At 40.9% G+C, this 19682-nt stretch carries 14 protein-coding genes and 1 tRNA gene; 10 read left to right on the top strand and 5 right to left on the bottom strand.

Annotated elements, in window-relative coordinates; genetic code table 11:
• Positions 1-133 precede the first annotated feature (133 nt).
• Positions 134-223: transfer RNA gene (locus ICN44_RS01345), tRNA-Ser, on the top strand.
• Positions 224-306: 83 nt separating this feature from the next.
• On the opposite strand, the gene ICN44_RS01340 is transcribed toward ICN44_RS01345, so the two are convergent.
• From ICN44_RS01340 to ICN44_RS01330, 3 genes are read right to left on the bottom strand one after another with little or no spacing between them, the layout of a single operon-like run.
• Positions 307-870, bottom strand: a complete 564-nt coding sequence (locus ICN44_RS01340; RefSeq protein WP_216262244.1) for a hypothetical protein — start codon at positions 868-870, stop codon at positions 307-309.
• 22 nt (positions 871-892) lie between these two features.
• Positions 893-1438, bottom strand: coding sequence for a hypothetical protein (locus ICN44_RS01335; protein ID WP_216262243.1), 546 nt, complete (start codon positions 1436-1438; stop codon positions 893-895).
• A gap of 17 nt (positions 1439-1455) precedes the next feature.
• Positions 1456-1821 carry a hypothetical protein gene (locus ICN44_RS01330; RefSeq protein WP_216262242.1) on the bottom strand — a complete coding sequence of 122 codons (366 nt, stop codon included), beginning with the start codon at positions 1819-1821 and terminating at the stop codon, positions 1456-1458.
• 201 nt (positions 1822-2022) lie between these two features.
• On the opposite strand from ICN44_RS01330, the gene ICN44_RS01325 reads away from it, so the two are divergent.
• A complete protein-coding gene (locus tag ICN44_RS01325; protein ID WP_216262241.1) occupies positions 2023-2373 on the top strand; it encodes a hypothetical protein in 351 nt (116 codons plus the stop codon).
• Between the two features lie 325 nt (positions 2374-2698).
• Here ICN44_RS01325 and ICN44_RS01320 read toward each other — a convergent pair whose 3' ends face one another.
• Positions 2699-3790 (bottom strand): cyclic nucleotide-binding domain-containing protein, encoded by a 1092-nt coding sequence (locus ICN44_RS01320; RefSeq protein ID WP_216262239.1) that lies wholly within the window; start codon positions 3788-3790, stop codon positions 2699-2701.
• 537 nt (positions 3791-4327) lie between these two features.
• Here ICN44_RS01320 and ICN44_RS01315 point away from each other — a divergent pair.
• From ICN44_RS01315 to ICN44_RS01280, 8 genes are all read left to right on the top strand, one after another.
• Positions 4328-5890 (top strand): ShlB/FhaC/HecB family hemolysin secretion/activation protein, encoded by a 1563-nt coding sequence (locus tag ICN44_RS01315; RefSeq protein ID WP_216262237.1) that lies wholly within the window; start codon positions 4328-4330, stop codon positions 5888-5890.
• Between the two features lie 6 nt (positions 5891-5896).
• On the top strand, positions 5897-10501 hold the full coding sequence (locus ICN44_RS01310; RefSeq protein WP_216262236.1) for a filamentous hemagglutinin N-terminal domain-containing protein: 4605 nt from the start codon (positions 5897-5899) through the stop codon (positions 10499-10501).
• Between the two features lie 323 nt (positions 10502-10824).
• Entirely contained in the window at positions 10825-12678 is a 1854-nt protein-coding gene (locus tag ICN44_RS01305) for a peptide transporter (protein ID WP_216262234.1), read from the top strand.
• Between the two features lie 587 nt (positions 12679-13265).
• A complete protein-coding gene (locus ICN44_RS01300) occupies positions 13266-13916 on the top strand; it encodes a response regulator transcription factor (RefSeq protein WP_216262232.1) in 651 nt (216 codons plus the stop codon).
• Positions 13904-15205 (top strand): GAF domain-containing protein, encoded by a 1302-nt coding sequence (locus tag ICN44_RS01295; protein WP_216262230.1) that lies wholly within the window; start codon positions 13904-13906, stop codon positions 15203-15205. Before ICN44_RS01300 ends, ICN44_RS01295 begins: the two co-directional genes overlap by 13 nt.
• A gap of 266 nt (positions 15206-15471) precedes the next feature.
• Positions 15472-15696 carry a hypothetical protein gene (locus ICN44_RS01290; protein WP_216262228.1) on the top strand — a complete coding sequence of 75 codons (225 nt, stop codon included), beginning with the start codon at positions 15472-15474 and terminating at the stop codon, positions 15694-15696.
• Positions 15697-16103: 407 nt separating this feature from the next.
• Positions 16104-18380 (top strand): CHASE2 domain-containing protein, encoded by a 2277-nt coding sequence (locus ICN44_RS01285; protein ID WP_216262226.1) that lies wholly within the window; start codon positions 16104-16106, stop codon positions 18378-18380.
• Between the two features lie 4 nt (positions 18381-18384).
• A complete protein-coding gene (locus tag ICN44_RS01280; RefSeq protein ID WP_216262224.1) occupies positions 18385-19173 on the top strand; it encodes a 3',5'-cyclic-nucleotide phosphodiesterase in 789 nt (262 codons plus the stop codon).
• Between the two features lie 9 nt (positions 19174-19182).
• Here ICN44_RS01280 and ICN44_RS01275 read toward each other — a convergent pair whose 3' ends face one another.
• A complete protein-coding gene (locus ICN44_RS01275; RefSeq protein ID WP_216262222.1) occupies positions 19183-19671 on the bottom strand; it encodes a FecR domain-containing protein in 489 nt (162 codons plus the stop codon).
• Positions 19672-19682 lie beyond the last annotated feature (11 nt).

Below are 19682 nucleotides of genomic sequence, written 5' to 3'. Positions count from 1 at the left end.
TTCACCTCTTTAAAATAGATATACGTATATGTATATCTATTTTAAAGAGGATGATCTCTTTTGGCTAGCCATTTTTAAGTCAACGTTGCCTATATGGCTTTATGTATCGCTGGCTATAATGATTTCTCAGTTCGGAGAGGTGGCAGAGTGGTCGAATGTACTTGACTCGAAATCAAGCGTAGGGTCAAACCTACCGAGGGTTCGAATCCCTCCCTCTCCGCCAAGTTAATAGGTATTACAAGGGTTTGTAGAGATACAACACTTCAGCTACCAAAATCATTACCAAAGAATTTAACTAATCTTCAATTAGGAGGGATTATTAGGAACGACTGCGCCTCCATTGCGCACAATTGATCTAAATAGTTCTAAGTTTCTCTTAACCCTTGCTTCAAACTTATTGGCGTATTGCGCATTAATAAAACTTGAAGGTTGTTTGCTATTAAAAATTTTGGCGCAGGCTTGTCCCACTGATTTTCCAAAATGATCATCATTGTCCGTGATGACGATTTCAATATGCAACATTTTGCGATATTCCTGCATTAAGGACTCTACTTTTTTATAGCCATCAACACTGCGTATAAATGATTTTTGAATGGTGAGTTCAATACAATGATCGGTTATATCTTGTATTGCAGTCTTATGTAGATTTTTTGGAAATCTTTCAGTTGGTACTTGTAGTAAAGATAGCTCGAGCGCCATAACGACTATACAAGACTCAATGACAAATAGGGTCGAATCGCCTTCTGCTAAATGTACCCCCAGGACGGCGTCTAGAGTATTGCCATCGAATAGATTGAGCTTTTCTTTATATCTGTGCAAAAAACTTGAGAGCGTAAGAAATTTTCCTTGGCTTGGTCTTCCTAATTGCATAAGTTTCCTAATTAATGAATATCTACAGCTGGATATTCTTATTCATCAAATCACTAATCTCCCTTGCTTGATTCGATAGTTTTACTGCTTCTGCTGCTGATTCAGCCGCTAGCCGCGAAGCATCAGCTGCTTCACTCGATGCTTTAAGAAGTGCTTCTTCAGCATGTTGAGAGACTGCTGCTGCCGCCGCCGCCGCCGCCGCTGCTGCTGCACCAGCTGATTCAATGGCTGCTACTGCAGCAGAGACTGCAGCTTTTACAGCCAAATCCACGACTGCCAAAAATGCATTATCTTTGGAGGCCAGTTCTGCGGCATTCATAGCATTTAAAGCGGCAATTCTAGATTGCTCAGCTGCTTTTGCGGCTCGCTTCGATGCCTCTGAAGACTGCAGGGTGAGTACTTGTAGCGATGATAGCGCTTCTGCATAGTTTTTACTCACCCCTTTATATGTGTTGCGCAGATCATCTAAATCTGCTTGCATTATTTCTAGCTTCTGATAAATCTGCTCAAGGCTCTGTGTCATCATATTCTCCGGGGCTGCTTTTGCATCATTTCTAGAGACTAACATTCAAAATACAATTTACTTCACATATTTTTACGATCTTTAACGATATATATTTCTTCTATCGTTTCAATATAGCTATTGATGAGGTCGATAAATTTTCCTGTGGGTCTAACATATTTAATCCGCTTATCTTGTGGATCAAGGTAATGTTCGATCCATCCATCATCGATAAAGCGCTGGTAATGGGACCTAACTGCAGTAGAGGAGTGGGGTAATGATGCAAATATCTGCTTTACCGTAACGTGGCCGTTAGCATAGTTATGAATTGAGAGCAGCAAAATTAAGTCATAGGCAATTAAAGAATTCTCAATCGGTAGATTTTCTTTGACCCACTTTCTTAATCTAAAGATAGATTCAATCAGAAGCGGATGTTTTTCGCTGAACATGCATCACTCTAATGCTATTAGGTCTTAATTGGTAGCGAAATAAGGTTTTAAATTAAAAGCTTATTTAAGCATCCTTATATTCTTGCTAATAACAAGAAGCTTTCTGATACTAAAAGTGCTAAATGACGCAACCCCCATTTAAGGTGGTTTTCATTCTTTTTCTGATGAGCTATTGTGGGGAAAAACTTTACTATGCTGAATATGAAATTAACTTACGCAACACCATTTGCTCGATTCTTAGATAATGTAGCTTCCTTACCCACCATTAGTCCTGCCATCAGATTAGATTTACTTGAAGAGCAATTATTAAATTACATTCTTCTCGCCTCTTTTAGAGGGGGCGCGCTATTAGTGGGCGACATCATTTCATTAAAGCAATTTGGGTCTCAAGCAACCTTACATGGCCGCATAAAGAATTTAGTCAGAAAAGGTTATATTCGCCTTCTAGATGATGGATTAGATCGCCGCAGAAAGCTAGTTCACTTAACAACCAAGGCTGAGAATTACTACGAACAACTATCTAAATGCCTCACATTGGTGCTCGAGCATTAGGTAATGGTGGTTCAAAAGATAACTAGATTCATGCGCATATGCTAACTCAGTCAAATTCAGGATTCTGGAAATGAAAATACCCTTTAGGGTCAGGAGTTTCATTGCTATTGGATCGGGCGAGATCTGAACTTGCGACTAATGGATGAAAAGAGGTCGCGGTCTTAAAGCTCTATATAAATCAATCGTTAGGGGATAGTTAAAACAGATAATCTATTGATAATTCGGTCTACACTGGTGATTATTTTAGGATTCGAACTTATCGAAAGTTACCTAAAATAATCCTGATTATAAGAAGGAAAATAAAAGATTAGTTAAGAGTTATTTTTCAAACGCCTTCTCGAAAGTATTTCTCTTGATTTTCTGAATTTGCTTGGCGCATGATTGCTACCAAAGCTTTCATGGATTCAAATGTATGTGGTACCCCATTACCGCTATAAACAAAATCATAAGCTGTTTTGTCTTTTGGAATAATGTTTTGGTCAATAACCATACACAGTAAATTGATAGTGATTGTTTGTGCAATAGCTGGACTTTTTTCAATGGCCGCCCTAAAGGCTGCGGTTGGCAAAAACATGAGATGAGCATCTTCAGTAACTAGAACAGTTGCTGAGCGTGGCATTCCATCAATTGATCCAAATTCTCCGACATACTGACCAGCACCTAAAGTCATTATTTCTTCAGTATTTTCATTATTTAATGTTGTTAACCGAATAGAGCAGCGGCCAGATAAAATGATAAATAGACCATTGGGGGCTTGACCCTCTATAAACAAACATTGACCTGCTTGTGCTTTTAGACTTCCCATAGAAGAGATGACTTGTATTAATTCATTGGTCTCTAGACCTCTAAAAAATGGAATATCTCCTAATTTTTGATTTCCATTATTTACGTCATCTATCGTGTAGGTTATTGGCTGTTGTGGACCGCTAACTATGGGCACATCAAAAACTGAGGAAGGCAGCCCAGTATTTTGTGTAAACCGCTGTGGGGTAATGCTTTGTGCGCTGATAAGTCTTTGAATATGTGCTTGCGCTGAATTTTGACCTAGCTTTAGAGCGTGTGAATAGTAACTTAAGGCCTTTTGATGATCTACCAGACCGCCGATACCATCTTCGTAGTATTTTGCGAGGGCAAGCATTGCTCCTGGGTGCCCTAGTCTGGCAGCTTCAGAGAAATTAAAGAATGCCTTGGAGGGATCGATATCGCAGCCAATACCTTCGCTTTGGCAATGGGCAACTTGAAACAAGCCTTCGATATTATTTTGTCTTGCTGCCATAGCAAAGTTGGCATAGGCTTTGACAAAACTCTTTCCAATATTATCCCCAGAAAGAAACTCTTTGGCGAGCTTTACTTGTGAACCAGCATCACCATTTTCAGCTTTTTTGAGTAAGCTATTGATTGAGTTATGGCCAAACATATAAGCTATTTAGTTTTTAAAATTCTATTTGTAAAAATACAATGAGTGTATTTTAAGGTTTATTAAAGCTGAAATTACTCAGAATTGGTCTTCATATGATGGCGGCTGATAAAGCTTGGCTAAGTTCAGAAATACTTAAAAAATCCATAGCAAATAGAGTCAATTTCCTTGTTGATATTGCAATAAATAGGCCTTAGTAACTCCTCGATATAGAGGCTGTCTATAAACCATTCTTACACAAACACAACTATTAGGTCGGTGAGAGGCCATTTATGTCAGACCAAGAAGCGTAGACAAGCTCTAAATTAAACTCAATCGAAGTCTTTATAGTTTTTACATGGACTCGTCCTTAAAGAGCCACTTTCCCCTCGCTAATAATCAGCCTAAGGGGTAGATACCCCTTATTTATGGGGTCGTATGTTTTTAGATACAAGTCTACAGTCTAAACATTCCAGCTTTTAAACAAAGGGTATTTGGTTGAAAGCTTTTTTTAAACCCTGTCTCGTCGCCATATTTCTTGCCTTATCTATTTTTCAGATGAGCGTCTGTGCACAGCCACACACTGTAATGATAAAGCAGGTTTATTGGAGTGATCAATCAAACGAACTCTTGCAGTCGATTTTACAGGCAAAAAAATCCTCTTTACTCGGTCGTGCTATTGACGATACGCAACTGGCTCACATTACTGAACGGCTCACTCAAGATTTACGACTGCAGGGGTATTTGATTGCTCAAGTAGTTGTGAGTTCTCAAGACCAAACTTACTTTTGGAATACAGGCTTTCTTCATTTAAGTGTATTTTTGGGCAGAGTGGGGCAGATCCAGATTAAAAATACCTCTTCCGTGAATGAGGCCTGGGTGGATGCTGTGGCGAACCGCACTCTATGTCCTGATGGAGTTGGCGAAAATTGTATTCTTACTAAGAATAAATTTGAGCGGATGACAAATTTACTGGAAGATACTGCCGGTTTAAAAATCGGCTCCTTGGAGTTGAGTCCTGATGGTGTTTCAATTGGCCAAACGAAGCTGATCATTACGGTAGTACCAAGCATCTCTGCTGTGAATGGCTCTGTGGGGGTTGATAACAATGGCTTTAGTTCAACCGGCCGCTATAGAACTGGGGTTTCTGTAGGCGCTAATAATATTTTTGGTGTGGGCGATGTTTTTGCTCTTAGTGCTTTTGTATCTAACCAGGGCGCTTTATCTGGCGTGTTTGATCTTAGCGGTCCACTGTCTTCCAATGGATTGCGCTGGCAATCTTCGCTGTCACGCACTCAGTTCTTTGTTTCTAATGTCAATACTAGTGGTTTTGGTAATTCTGCAAGCGCGGGCCTTGCTTACCCTCTGATGCGCAGTCTTGATGCGAACTGGACTGCTGGTTTGAATGCGGTTGTTGTCAGCACCAATATGACGACCAATAGTGTGACTACAGCTGATAAGACCCTTGTTTCAGGTCAAATTACCTTAGATGGAAACTCTGGTGATCGCTCAATTAAATTAGGTCAAGATACTTGGTTCACCCGTGTGGCTTTAGCAAATGGGCAGGTTAAGGATGCTGCGAACCCAATTAATGCCAGTGGTTCATTAGGTAATTACACCAAGCTAGCATTTCAAGGTTTAGGCAAGCTCGTACTTGATGATCCGAACAATATTTTTGTCGCTCTCAATATTCGTGGTCAAGTGGCCAACACTAATTTGGATGACTATGAAAAGCAGCTTATTGGTGGCGCTAATGCTATGCGCGCTTATGCCCCAGAGCAAGGGTCCTTTAACCAAGGAACTATTACTTCACTTGAATTAAGAAAAGTTATCAACACCGAGTGGGGTCAGTTAATTCCTATGCTCTTTGCTGATTATGCCAATGGCTGGATTAATCATTCCACCTATCCAAGCTGGCAGATAAATAGCGGCTACTCTAACCCCACTTTATCAAATCATATGGTTTTATCAGATGCTGGTTTGGGTCTAGATTGGAATAGTTTTAGTAAATATTCCCTCAGTGTTTCTTGGGCAAGACGCTTACCCATGAGTCCAGCAGGCTCAAGTAGTAGTGGTAACAGCAACTCTCAATTTTGGTTTGCGGCCAAAGCATTTTTCTGATGACTTATGAATAACAAGGCCTACCGTCTTGTCTTTAGTAAAACCCGTGGCATGCTTGTGGCTGTTGCGGAGATTATCTTTGGTCGCGGCAAAGGTTCGAGCTTTGCTCGATCTGCCACATCAAAAGGCGCCGTCTTTAGTCTAACCTTATTTCCTATCAAGACTCTAGCATTAGTCGCCTGCTTTGCATTTGGCGCTCATTATGATTTAGCGCGCGCACAAGCATTGCCTTCGGGCGGACTAGTCGTGGGCGGCGCGGCTTCGATCAACCAAACCTCTGCTAGCAAAATGGTAGTCACGCAAACGAGTGATAAAGCCGTGGTGAACTGGCAAAACTTCAATGTGGATGTTGGTAAGACGCTGCAGTTTGTGCAGCCTTCGGCTTCTTCACAAATTTTAAATCGGGTCGTTGGCGTCTCAGGCCCCAGTCAAATATTAGGGACGCTGACCGCTAATGGCCAAGTTTTTATTGTCAATTCGCAAGGTATTGTTTTTGGTAACGGTGCGATTGTCAACGTAGGCGGTTTATTGGCTACTACCAAAGACCTTTCACCGAGCGCCTTTATGACAGGCGGTCCCCTTACTTTGAATGGCGGCTCTAATGGTAGTGGTCTGATTAGTAATCAGGGTTCGCTCACCGCGACTGCTGGTTTTATTACTTTAGTAGGTGATCAGGTGCGCAATACCGGTACTTTGAATGCCCCCAATGGAAAAATTGCCTTAGCCAGTGGTGATCAAGCTACTTTAACCTTAAGCAATGGTCAGTTGGTGCAATTGACCATAGGGGCTAGTGCCAATAATGCATCGATCACTAGTAGTGGGGTCATTAGCGCAGAAGGGGGCAGGATTTTATTAACTACCAACGCCACCAATAGCTTACTGAACTCAGCAATGAATTTATCTGGTGTGGTAAATGCCCAAGGTGGAGGGATCCAGATTGATGGTGGGGCTGCTAGCAATGTCAACATCGGTAATGCTGTACTCAACGCCTCTAATACCCAAGGTCTTGGTGGCAACCTTACAGTGAGCGCCCAAAACATCAATCTAACTGGCAATGTCAGTTTATTGGCTAGTGGTAATCAAGGTGGTGGCACGGTTGTCTTAGCGGGTAACTCTGCACTAGCCAATAGTCAGACCACCATACTAGACTCAGCTATCAATGTCTCAGGCACCCAGGCTAATGCGACTGGGGGTACTGTTGTTCTATCGGGCAATCGGATTGGTCTATTTGGTAACAGCAGTATTGATGCAAGTGGTATGGGATCTGGTGGCCGGGTCATCATCGGAGGTGATCGCCTAGCCAAAGTCGCCGATATCATGAACGTGTCTTTAGCCAATCAAACGTATATTGGTGCAAATACGACAGTGAATATTGGTAGTGCGCAAGGTGATGGCGGCTTTGTAGAAACCTCTGGTCAAATACTCACCATGCTAGGGACTGTGGGCGGTACTAGCAAAGGCAAAAATGGTCAGTGGCTAATCGACCCAACTGATATTACGATTAACGCTTCTAACACATCAGGTGCTGTGAATGTCAGCAACACCTGGAATGGCGCTAGTACAACAGCCATAGTCAACAACGCCTCCATTGAGAGTGCTTTAAATAAGGGCTTAGATGTTTGCGTGACGACAGCAAGCTCTGGTGGTGCTGGAGGCAATCTGACAGTTGCTGCAAACATTATCAAAACTGGTGATAAAAAAAGTAACTTAACCCTCTTCGCCAATCAAAGCCTAAACTTCTCATACGTCAATGTCTGCGCTACAGGCAGTGGGTCACTAGGACTCATTGCTACTGCTGCCAACGGCACTTTAATGCTTAGGAATACCAACATTAGCCTAAATGGGGGTGATGGTAATCTAACAGGAAATAATGCAATAGTTGGAGCTAGCCCCGGTGTAAACATAGTTAACTCTAATATTAATGTGAGTGGGGGTAGTTTTAATATTACTGGCACTAGCAATAACTCTCAAGGCATTGTCTTGGCTGGTGGAATCACCCAAGACAATGGCACCATGAATATGAATGGCACCAGTACTAGCTCTCAAGGCATTTACGTTTCTGGTAGTATCACCCAAGCCAATGGCACCATGAATATGAATGGCACCAGTAATACCTATCAAGGCATTGTCTTGGCTGGCGGTAACATCACTCAAAATAATGGCATCTTGAACGTGAATGGCACTAGCAATACCGCTTCAGGCTTTGGCTTCTCTAGTGGCAATATCACACAAGTCAATGGCGCTATGAATTTGAATGGCGCCAGTACTACTAGCACAGGTATTTCCTGGGCTGGCGGGAACATCACTCAAGCCAATGGCAATGGTAGCTTGAATCTAAGTGGCACTAGTAATATCTCTCAAGGCATTAACTCTTCTGGTGGCAATATTACCCAAGCCACTACCACTAATGGCACCATCAATCTCAATGGCACTAGTAATACCTCTTATGGTGTTTACTTTTCTGGCAACAACATCACCCAAGCCACTGCTACTAATGGCACTATCAATCTCAATGGCACTAGTAATACCTCTAAAGGTGTTTACTTTTCTGGCGGCAATATTACCCAAGCCAATGGCACCATGAATGTGAATGGTAGCAGTACTAGCAACAGCAATAGCTCTCAAGGCATTTACTTTTCTAGTGGCAATATCACGCAAGCCAATGGCACCATGAATATGAATGGCACCAGTAATACGAATCGAGGTATTTCCTTGGCTGGCGGCAACATCACTCAAAATAATGGCATCTTAAATGTGAATGGAAGGGGCAATGCCAATTTGCAAGGCGTTTACTTGACTGGCGGTAACATCACTCAAAATAATGGAACCTTTAATTTGAGTGGCTCTAGTAATGCATTTGTTGGCTTGACCATGGCTGGCGGCACCATAACCCAAGCTAATGGCACCCTGAATGTGAATGGCACTACTACTTCTAGTCTAGCTATTTTCATGCCTGGCGGCATCATTACTAAATCGGATCTTAATAGTGCGGGCTATGTTTCTTTATATGCCGATTCGGGTTCTATACAGTTAAATAATTCTATTTCGGCAGCTAATTTATCTATCAGCACAGCATCTGGCAATATTTCTCAAGCTAGTAACAGTAAGCTGAATGTTAGTGGTAATTTATCGATATTGGCCGGCATTGCTAAACTAGCAGGTGATATTAATGGCGGTAATGTCACTTTAGTTAGTTCAGGGGTTAATGTAGGATCAAGTAGCACTGTGACGATACTCTCTGGCAACTCCACCAATACCTTGGCACTTCAAGGAAGTATTTCTGGAGCAAACTCTACTGGAGTCAATTACAAAACCTATAACGCATCTAACGCTAACATTGCATCAGTTGCTGGTACAAGAAATTACTACTACCGTAATAATCCTAACCTTTCTATAAATAATGTTAGTGATAAGGTATATGACACCACTACCAATGCCAGCGGTAACATCTTAGGTGGCCTCATTGATGGTGACACCGCTTCTATTGTGAGAATGCAGTTTAATAGTTCTAGCGCAGGACTAAGGTCTGTAAATCTTGGTAGCGGGGCATCATTTACTAATGCTAATTGGAGTGTTTCTGGATATGGAATTAATAGCGCCTCTAGTATTCTTAATAACGCCACGATTAGTAAAGCCAATGTCACCCTCACTACCAATGGCACCGTCAGTGATAAGGTCTATGACGCCACCACCAATGCAGCAGTCCTTACCAATAGCTCTGGAGTAGTGCAGCTAGGTAATGCGACCCTAGCCAATGGGGCTACCACCAGTACCAGCTTTACAAATGTCACTACCACGGGTTCTTTTAACAATGCCAGCGCCGGTAATCAAAAAACCGTGGTTTTAAATAATGCACTGCTCGATAGCACCAACTACACCATTGTGAATGGCGCACAGTTAAGTACCACCGCCACGATTAGTAAAGCCAATGTCACCCTCACTACCAATGGCACCGTCAGTGATAAGGTCTATGATGGCGGAACGAGTGCAACTATCTTATCTGGTCCTACGGGAACAATTCTGATGGGGAATAGCGCATTGGCAGATGGGAGCACTATAACTCTTGCCCCTAATACCTTAAATCAGTACTTAAGCACGACAGCCTCTTTTGCAAATCCTGGGGTTGGTAATCAAACCGTTAATTTCCAATATAAGTCTCTCGACCCCATCAATTTCAATATCTCTAGATATAGTGGGTATGGTGTTGCCTATATTTCACCTTCTCTACCTAGCAACAATTCACAGATTCTAGGAATAAATCAACTTTCTGATTTTGCCTTCCCTTATATGCAAATGGCCCTGAAGTCTGCTCAAGATCCTATGTTGATAGCGGATATGCTAAAGCTGATGAAGCTTAAGTATCTCAATATTGATAATAGGTGGTTAAGTGAATCACGCTCTGACAATCAATCTCCTATGGAGTACTCAAATTCTGCAAGTTCACCCATTAACCCCAGTCCTGTAGATGGGATGGCTAATGACAATACATTCAAGCCACAAAAGTTAAACGGAACGGGTATTGGGAGAGGCATACTTTTAAAACCATTTCCTTTAAAGGTAAACACAATTGACAGAATCATCCAAAGTTCTGTAGTCAATCCGTATCATTAAAGCCAGGTGATACCCAGAAATAAAAGAGACCGGCAATGTATAGGTTAGAAGGAGCAGTTAGTCTTATTTTGGAGCTTAGTATTTTGTCTCAAGATTGGAATCATCCCTGGGGAAGATTCCTTAGACAAGTAAGTTACCAAGTTTGCATTACTTAAATCTATCCAAAAGTGAGCCATTACAGCTGAAGGTACTCAATATTTAAGAAGGTTTAGCGTTAGGGTAATAAATTTTATTGATCACAGTTCTTACCTATAGTGCCAGTGTATGCTTAGCATTAATTTCACCTCAACAAATAAACACAAATTAATAGAAAGTGTAATGTCATGGGGTTTTCATTAGAAAAATTTGAGGCTTATGCCTATAGTCAAAACCATGAAATGGGAATGCGGGAGTTAAAGCTTTTTTTAGATAGCCTAGATTCAAATTATGGTTCGGTAGGTTCAGACTTCGAAGCGCAACCACTATATTCAGTATCGCAATTCGAGGTCGATCAACATATTTTTACCAGGATAGCATCTGCAACATCTTGCTTGCTTTCAAATAAATCATTGGTTATTTCTCCAGAGTGGACGCAGCGGCTTTTAGCGACACACCGATGGATTTTTATTTTATTTGCAGCTAGCCCATTTCATAATGCAGATCATGTGATCAGGGCATTAAATGTCAAAGACAATCCATCAGATTTAAATCACTTGGAAGTGGCCCAAGAAGAATTGTTAAAGTTTTGCCTTCTATATACTCCCGATTCTGAAATTGCTTTAGACTTGGATGCTTTGTGGGCTGGCAATAAAGAGCTGGCTGCATGTTTATGTTTGGTATTGCTTTCCCCCCGCTTCTTGGGCTCTCCATTAGCGCATAGTAAGCGTGAGCAAATCCTGCCCTGGTTAGCGGCGCGTTTAGATCAAATTGATGATATTGAGCAATTGCCTATTGGGGTTCTACATGATCTTTATATGCATTGCAGTTATGCCGATCGCGCAGACAAACACGATATCAAAAAATCAATCAATGCTTTAATCCGCAGAAAGCTGAGAAACAACCATGTCCTAGAGATTGAAATCCCTAGGCTAAAACTTTCAACTAAACCCGATAAGAATAAGCCAGTCATGTTGGTAATACTTGAGTGGTTTGGCAGCTCCCATTCAATCTATCGCACGCATTCAAGAACTATAGAAGGTGCCCGTCGTCATTTTCGGGTAGTAGCGATGGCTTATGAAAATTGTGTTGATGAAGTGACCAAACAAGTTTTTGATGAATTTATTCCCCTATCTAACGTGGGGATGATGGATCAATTAAAACAAATTCAGGATGTTGCGCAAAAATTAAATGCCCAAATTTGCTACATGCCCAGCGTAGGCATGTTCCCATTAACCATGTGGGTTTCTAACTTACGTATTGCCCCATTGCAAATGATGGCACTTGGTCATCCTGCAACTACCCATGCGCATGCAATTGATTATGTCGTTGTAGAGGAAGATTATGTTGGCAGCAAAAATTGTTTTAGTGAAAAGCTGTTAATTTTGCCCAAAGATGGGATGCCTTATCGGCCTTCGGCCTCCGCCAAAGAGATGTCTATTTCAAAAAAGTTTCTTGCTAAACCTGAGGTAGTCAAAATTGCAGTTTGTGCAACTACAATGAAATTAAATCCAAGCTTTTTGCAGGCCTGTGCGCAAATCATTGAGAAATCTCGCGTCCCGATTGAATTTAGATTTTTGGTAGGTCAGGCTCAGGGCATGGTTTATCATTATGTTCAGCGTGTTGTAAAACGCTTTTTGGGTGATGGGGTAATCATTTATCCTCATCAAAACTATCAGGACTATATGGCAGTGATTAGCGACTGCGATATGTTCATTAATCCATTTCCATTTGGAAATACTAATGGAATTATCGATACCGTTAGCGCTGGTTTGATCGGAGTTTGTAAAACTGGGCCTGAGGTTCACGAACATATTGATCAAGGAATGTTCGAACGCTTAAATTATCCGAAGTGGATGGTTGCAGAAAATATCACTGATTACGTTAATGCTGCAGTTCGATTGGCAGAAAACCACGCCGAGCGAATTAAATTATCTAAGACCTTATCTGGAAAAAATAAGGTTGATGTATTTTTTAATGGCCGCCCAGAAATTCTTGGTGATCTATTTATTAAAAAGCTTAAATCTTTAAGGCTTTCGTAATCTGCAAATTGACACTAATTATTTCGCTTGAACTCAACCCCATATTTATGGGGTAAAACCATATTGAACATTTCACATCAATCACTTAAAATTAATATTTATTACACGCTTTATTGCTTCAAGGTAAGTGATATTTCTCGAAAAATTATTGATGAAGGCTGTGTTGGTCAAATGACTTCCAAAAGTTTTGATTCGACTGACGGTACTTCGAATACTGAATTTAATTAATAAAGAAATGCCATTATTTCCTCATCAATCGAATGCGAATGAGATGAAGAACGATGATGTCGACAAACGCTTGCAACGATACTGGTAAGACCCTATTGGGCACTAAAATGGCTATAGCCTTCAGTAAGCTTACTACGATCCAAACTAGAAACGCTTCTAGCGTCTCTAGTTCTAGTGTTGCAAACTCACTGGGAATTTGTCAATTTACCTCAATATTGGGTATGAGATGAAGCTTCATAGGACTTTGGTCAAATTGAGTCGAACTCGCGCTCTTCATGCGGGTAAAATCTGTTGAGTTTCTACCCCCGCATTTATAGGGTAAGTTAATGTATCATTTTTGATAGCGGATAGATTTGACTATGACCTTAAATCAAACAAGCATCTTTATTGTTGAGGATGACTTATTCTTTACCAGTTTATATACCGCTGAAATTGCTCTGGATGCTCAATTTAATTTGAGAGGGTCAAGTGAAACTGGCACAGAAGCGCTAGATTTTTTAAAGTCAAATCCGATTGACCTCCTAATATGTGACTTGCACCTTCCTGATATGAATGGCGCTAAGGTAATCTCACAGGCCAAGCTAATGCAACCTGACCTAGCTATTTTAGTTATCACAGGAATAGGGCAGGAGGATGATTTTTTCGAGTGCTTGAATTTTGACGTTAAGGGGTTCATTCAAAAGGATGAACTACCAAAAAACTTTAGCAATATTCTGAGTAGTGTTAAACAGGGCTATGCGACCCTGAGTCCAAAAATTGCTAAAAAGCTTCTCAATAAAAATGCTAACAATCAAACTCAGGCCCAAGATACTCAAAATCCTCTGACTAGCAGAGAAACCGAAGTGTTAACAATGTTAGCCAAAGGTCTGCCCATTAAATCAGTAGCAACTGAGCTTAACCTCTCTCCCCATACAGTGAGCGGCTATACAAAGATTATTTACAGCAAGTTGCAGGTGCGTTCCAACGTCCAGGCTGTGATGAAGGGTCAAAAAAATCGATGGATTCCCTGAAAAATCACACGACAAATTTTGCCGTTAAGGAAGAGGATAATGTCGATCCCAATCATTTAGCAACCTTAGTTGATATATTTGCTGGTTTTGGTATCGATAGGAATGCAAATCTGTTGATGCAAAAGTTGCTGTATCTGGCGATTGATGCATCGTCTTGCGAGGGCGGATCAATCTATACAGTCACCAATCGCAATACCTTGCAATTTCAGCATTTTATTAACAATGCCCTTCTCCAGGACGGCGAAAGTGAGGACTCCTTAAGCTCGCCTGGCAGAATAGAAATCCCATTGTTAGATGCCATAGGCACACCAGACCATACCCATCTTTGCTCTTATGTATATCATCAGAAAAAGGTATTGCACATCGAGGACGCTTATACTCACAAAGTTTTTGAATGTGAAGGCATCAAGAGGTTTGATGAAAAGAATGGTTATAGAACACAGTCAGTGCTGACTGTTCCTATATTCGCTAATGACAAAGGCGTTATTGGAGTGTTGCAATTAATTAATGCGCGTCATCCAAGAACTGGGTTTCATATGCCATTTCCCGTGGATACGCAAAAGTTTATGGGGGCACTTGCCGCTATCTGTGGATTCCAAATGGACAACCTGCAGTTAATTGATCAATTAAATACCCAAATTCACATCAACAATTATATTGCTCTTGAGAAAGAGCGTATGTTGCGTGATTTGCATGATGGCCTCGGCTCCCAACTGACTAAAGCATCTATTGGTATGCAGAATGGAATTTATTCTCCAGCTGAATCAATCAAATTGATTGATGCTGCAATTGAGGAGATGAATCATATTTTTGAAAACTATTTGAATTTTGAATTATCACTTCACAAGATGATGGTTTTAACTATTCATCAATATTCCGATCTTTTCAAATCGCAGAAAGAATGCTCTATTTCATATCACTCAATTGGTGCAGAGGAAACATCCGCCCTCTATCCCAAGGATTTAGTTGTTAATCTAATGCAAGTAGTGCGAGAGATTTTGACTAATTCCTTAAAGTATTCCTCTGCTAAAAAATTGGAAATCATTCTGTCCGCTAATGATGACCACATCAAGTTGAGTATCTCAGAAAATGATCTAGGAGAGGTAACGCCAACTTTGCCAGCCTTTCAAAGCCGAGGATTTGGACAAAAAAATATGCTGCATCGTATTGAGTCTGCATTAAATGGGAGTATTTTATTTTCTAAACTAGCAAATTCCCATTTAATAGAAATTAGCATCCCCAATATCGTCCCTGATGCGAGTTTCACCAAACATCAGATAAAGGCTTAGTAATACTCTTATTTCTACTAACAACTACATCGATAGTATGCAGTGATATTCTCTTGGCTATTGATTGATAGTGACTTTAAAGATACATTTAAGTTAATAATTTCTACTCAATAGCTTGCAGTTGCTATGCAAGGGCTTTGTATTGAGCCTAACAAAAACTATATCGTACTTAAAGTGGCTCTAAGACCCCCATAATTAGGGGATATGCAAAACCTCCTAATACGTCGAATATGAATGAAGTTATTTTATATAGAGGACGGAGCATTATGGGTCGCGCACAAAATTCAATCATGTTAGATGCACTTCAGGCTGGTGTTCACTTAAGAGTAAGACCATCTATTAATGAGGTATTTGATATCACCCGATGGGTTGACAGCAGAGAAAAGATGTCCGCGGCAGAGCGCAAGCAAATTAAGTCGTTGATATACGAACTGTCAAAACAAGCTTTGCAAAATATCAAACCAAGCTGGCATATAAAAACTGGTAGATAGGCTGCATATTTATGAGGGCTATAGTGCTTTAAAACGAAAGGCTTAGTAACGCTGAATCAATAGCCTTTATCGATGTTTTTAGATGTGCCACTAAGAAATCAATATTGAACAAAAATAGTGATGGGAATCCTCGGAACTACTTTGTAGAAACTCTAACCCATGGAAATGCACTAAATTAGACCCAATCTAATTATTTCGGACTCTTTACAGCATTACCGAAATCCAGTCATTAGAAGACCTTCTGTAGCTCTTATTTTTATTCAGGGCTTACTTAGTTAGCTAGGGTCAAAAATCTTCGACCTAAAATAGTTTTTCAAACTGATCTAGGAGGGTAAAAATCAAATTAAGTGCTATGATTTTTCGAAGCGCTTTTATCCACGTCAAGAAATACTAAAGACCCATAGTCGATGCCCTCCAAATCAAAAGAATTTTTGGCTAGTTTCAAAAAAAATATTCCTCGAATTAGCATCAGCCTATTCATTGCTATTGTATTTGCATGTCAAGCTGGTGGGTGGTTAGCTATCCCCATAATCGATCGGTTTGATGGCATGATTTATGATGCACACTTGCGCTTAACAGCCCCTGGTGGCATTGATCCTCGCGTAGTGATTGTTGATATTGATGAAAAAAGCTTGCGTGAACGTGAAGCTGGTGGAGAAGGACGCTGGCCATGGCCACGAGATCGTTTGGCATTACTGATCAGCCGACTAAATGACGACTATCAGGTAGCGCTAACCGGATTTGATGTGATCTTTTCTGAGCGAGATGAATCTTCAGGCATTCGCACTATGGATCGTTTGGCTAAAAATGATTTAAAAAATGATGCCGTATTTCAGCTGGAGTATGGGCGCATCAAGCCGCTGTTAGATTTCGATAGTCAATTTGCAAGTAGTTTCAAAGATCGCATTACTATTTTGGCTTATAACTTTTTAAGTCCTGGCGATCAGTCTCAAAAAGGCACTCTTCCGTCAGAGGTATTTACCACCTCCCAAATACCGTTAAATATTGCTGAACCTTTAATCCGACAAGGCTTTACTGGTAATCTAGTGCAATTACAAAATAGTGCGACTGATGGGGGTCATATCAACCCCATTATTGATTCTGATGGCATTATTCGTCGCATTCCGATGCTGATAGTTCATGATGGTAAGTATTATGAGTCACTCGCTTTAGCATGCGTAAAGGCCTTATTGGGGGGTTTACCATTGAAGGCATTAGATGCAAATGGTAAAGAGTTAACTGGCGTACCAAATTACTTTGGAGCTATTGAATTCCTAGATATTGGCGGTGCAATTTTGCCAGTTGATAGTCAGCTTGCAAGCTATATCCCTTATCGCGGCCCCTATAAAAGCTTTGAATATATTTCTGCAAGTGATGTTCTTAATAAGTCAGTTGCCAAGGAAAAATTAGAGGGAAAGATTGTTCTGATAGGCGCAACTGCTCCCGGTCTGCTAGATTTAAGAGTTACTCCCGTTGGTAATGCTTACCCTGGGGCGGAGATTCATGCCAATATGATTGCTGGCATCCTAGACGGCACAATCAAACAAGCGCCGTTATGGACAAATGCAGTAAACCTAGCGCTGATTGCTATGCTGGGAATTTTTCTTGCCCTCATACTGCCATGGCTTAGCCCACTTTGGGGCACTATTACTTCTATTATGGCGCTTGCCGCAATACTTGGGCTGAATTTTTTTGCTTATCAAAAAGGCATTCTTTTGCCCTTAGCTTCTTTATTGGCAAGCAGCTTGGGGATATATCTTTTTAATATTACTTATGGCTATTTTGTTGAGTTCAAAAGTAAACGTTTGATAACCAGCTTGTTTGGCCAGTATGTTCCACCTCAGTTTGTCGACGAAATGGCTCAAAACCCCGACAACTTTAGTATGGAAAGTGAAAGTCGTGAACTCACGATTTTGTTTAGTGATGTACGAGGATTTACTACTATCGCTGAAAGTTTAGATGCCAAAACCTTATCAGAATTTATCAATGCCTTCTTAACGCCCTTAACGCAAGTCATCTATCAACATCGCGGTACGATCGATAAATATATGGGTGATTGCATCATGGCTTTTTGGGGTGCGCCTATTCAAGACGAGAATCATGCTCGTCAGGGCGTTCTTTCTGCCTTTGAAATGCTTAAAGCTGTAGATTTACTCAATCTTGAATTTGTAAAACGGGGGTGGCCACCGATTAAAGTCGGGATAGGGCTCAATTCCGGTCGAGTTAGTGTAGGTAATATGGGCTCCCAAATTCGTCTAGCGTATACGGTAATGGGCGATGCAGTGAACTTGGCCTCTCGCCTTGAAGGTATTGCCGGCGAATATGGTGTTGCCATCATCATTGGTGATCAAACGAACCAACAGATTCCAGACTTGATTTCACGAGAATTAGATAAAGTCAAAGTCAAAGGTAAGGATATTGCGGTAACAATTTATGAGCCTCTTGGGTTTGAGGGGCAGGTCTCCGCTGAGAGGCTAGAAGCTCTCAGTCTGTATGATCAGGCTTTAGCAGCTTATCGAGCACAAGATTGGCAGAGCGCGCGCGAGCAGTTTGAAACGCTTCTACATCACCACGCACATACAGGTAAGGTTCTTTATGAGCTATATCTAGAGCGGATTATGTACCTGAGTCAGAACTCCCCGGGAAGTCATTGGGATGGCAGTTATACCTTAGCGAAGAAATAATACAATGACTTGTACATTACGCGTGCTCGGCTGTAGCGGTGGTATTGGCGGAGAATTAAGAACAACCTCATTTTTACTCAATCAAAATATTCTGATCGATGCTGGCACAGGTGTTGGCGACCTCTCCTTGGATGAATTACGTGAAATAGATCATGTTTTTTTGACGCATAGTCATTTAGACCATATCTGCAGTCTTCCCTTTATTGCTGATGCTGTTGGTGGATCAAGAGATGTACCCTTAAAAATCTACGGCATCTATGAAACGATTCATGCGCTACAGGAATACATCTTTAATGATGTGATTTGGCCTGATTTTACAAAAATACCAAGTACTAAGAAACCATTTGTTAGCTTTAATCTCATTGAAGTCGATGAGCCGATTCAGATCAACGGCCTCACAATGACTGCTTTACCGGTTAATCATAGTATTGCCGCAAATGCTTATGCAATCAGTTCAGATTCTGGCGCTCTTGTGTTTAGTGGTGATACTGGAGTCAGTGATGCTTTTTGGCAATCGGTTAATCAGCAGAAGAATTTAAAGCATCTGATCATTGAAACTTCCTTCCTAGATCAAGAAGAATTGGCGATTATTACAGGGCATCTTTCACCTTCATTATTGATGGGAGAGATTGCGAAATTAGATCAGCAGGTGGCAGCCTCTGATTTACAGATTTGGATCTGTCACCTCAAGCCAGATGTTGGTGATGTGATCATGAAAGAGATTGCAATGCTTTCTCAAAATACTGCACTAAAGCCACAAAAGTTAAGCAGAAATACGACCCTGCATTTTTAATGAGAGTGGTTAGTTTTTTGTAGTACTTTCATTTGCAAAATCTTCATCATCTGAACCAACTTCAATGACAAAGTTGGTTCCACGTATTCCAATGCTTGCTGTTGGTGAATTAAATTGAACATTTTCCCTGCTAGTTTTTCCCAGCGTACCCGATGCCACTTGAATAATTCCTTTAACAACATTGACCTTCATTACTCCCTTCTGTGTTTCGGGATTAAATTCATAGTTAGCTAGGTTCAGTTTGGTGTTTGCTCCTGCAGTAATTCTTGTACCGTCAGTCAGCATCATTCCAACAAAGGCAGATGCCGTAGTTTCAATCACGTCTTTTGAATACAAAGACATTTCTTTTGTAACAGCCAAACTTTCATTACCTCTTTGCACGCTAGCGCTACCTAATAAGGTTTTGACCGTACCAGCCATTGTTTGCGCACAAATATTATTTACTAAACCTAAGTACAGCCAGCAAGCCAGAAAAGTAGAGATGATGGTTTTTTTCATGTCACTCCCTC

The sequence above is a fragment of the Polynucleobacter sp. JS-Fieb-80-E5 genome (assembly GCF_018882015.1).
Classification (GTDB): domain Bacteria; phylum Pseudomonadota; class Gammaproteobacteria; order Burkholderiales; family Burkholderiaceae; genus Polynucleobacter.
The sequence above is the reverse complement of the archived record's forward strand: the minus strand, read 5'-3'. Positions and strand labels throughout refer to the sequence as shown.

Bases quoted from the DNA above. Each gene is read 5' to 3' on its own strand.
- ICN44_RS01340 (WP_216262244.1), bottom strand. From the start codon at position 870: ATGCAATTAGGAAGACCAAGCCAAGGAAAATTTCTTACGCTCTCAAGT.
- ICN44_RS01335 (WP_216262243.1), bottom strand. From the start codon at position 1,438: ATGTTAGTCTCTAGAAATGATGCAAAAGCAGCCCCGGAGAATATGATG.
- ICN44_RS01330 (WP_216262242.1), bottom strand. From the start codon at position 1,821: ATGTTCAGCGAAAAACATCCGCTTCTGATTGAATCTATCTTTAGATTA.
- ICN44_RS01325 (WP_216262241.1), top strand. From the start codon at position 2,023: ATGAAATTAACTTACGCAACACCATTTGCTCGATTCTTAGATAATGTA.
- ICN44_RS01320 (WP_216262239.1), bottom strand. From the start codon at position 3,790: ATGTTTGGCCATAACTCAATCAATAGCTTACTCAAAAAAGCTGAAAAT.
- ICN44_RS01315 (WP_216262237.1), top strand. From the start codon at position 4,328: ATGAGCGTCTGTGCACAGCCACACACTGTAATGATAAAGCAGGTTTAT.
- ICN44_RS01310 (WP_216262236.1), top strand. From the start codon at position 5,897: ATGAATAACAAGGCCTACCGTCTTGTCTTTAGTAAAACCCGTGGCATG.
- ICN44_RS01305 (WP_216262234.1), top strand. From the start codon at position 10,825: ATGGGGTTTTCATTAGAAAAATTTGAGGCTTATGCCTATAGTCAAAAC.
- ICN44_RS01300 (WP_216262232.1), top strand. From the start codon at position 13,266: ATGACCTTAAATCAAACAAGCATCTTTATTGTTGAGGATGACTTATTC.
- ICN44_RS01295 (WP_216262230.1), top strand. From the start codon at position 13,904: ATGGATTCCCTGAAAAATCACACGACAAATTTTGCCGTTAAGGAAGAG.
- ICN44_RS01290 (WP_216262228.1), top strand. From the start codon at position 15,472: ATGGGTCGCGCACAAAATTCAATCATGTTAGATGCACTTCAGGCTGGT.
- ICN44_RS01285 (WP_216262226.1), top strand. From the start codon at position 16,104: ATGCCCTCCAAATCAAAAGAATTTTTGGCTAGTTTCAAAAAAAATATT.
- ICN44_RS01280 (WP_216262224.1), top strand. From the start codon at position 18,385: ATGACTTGTACATTACGCGTGCTCGGCTGTAGCGGTGGTATTGGCGGA.
- ICN44_RS01275 (WP_216262222.1), bottom strand. From the start codon at position 19,671: ATGAAAAAAACCATCATCTCTACTTTTCTGGCTTGCTGGCTGTACTTA.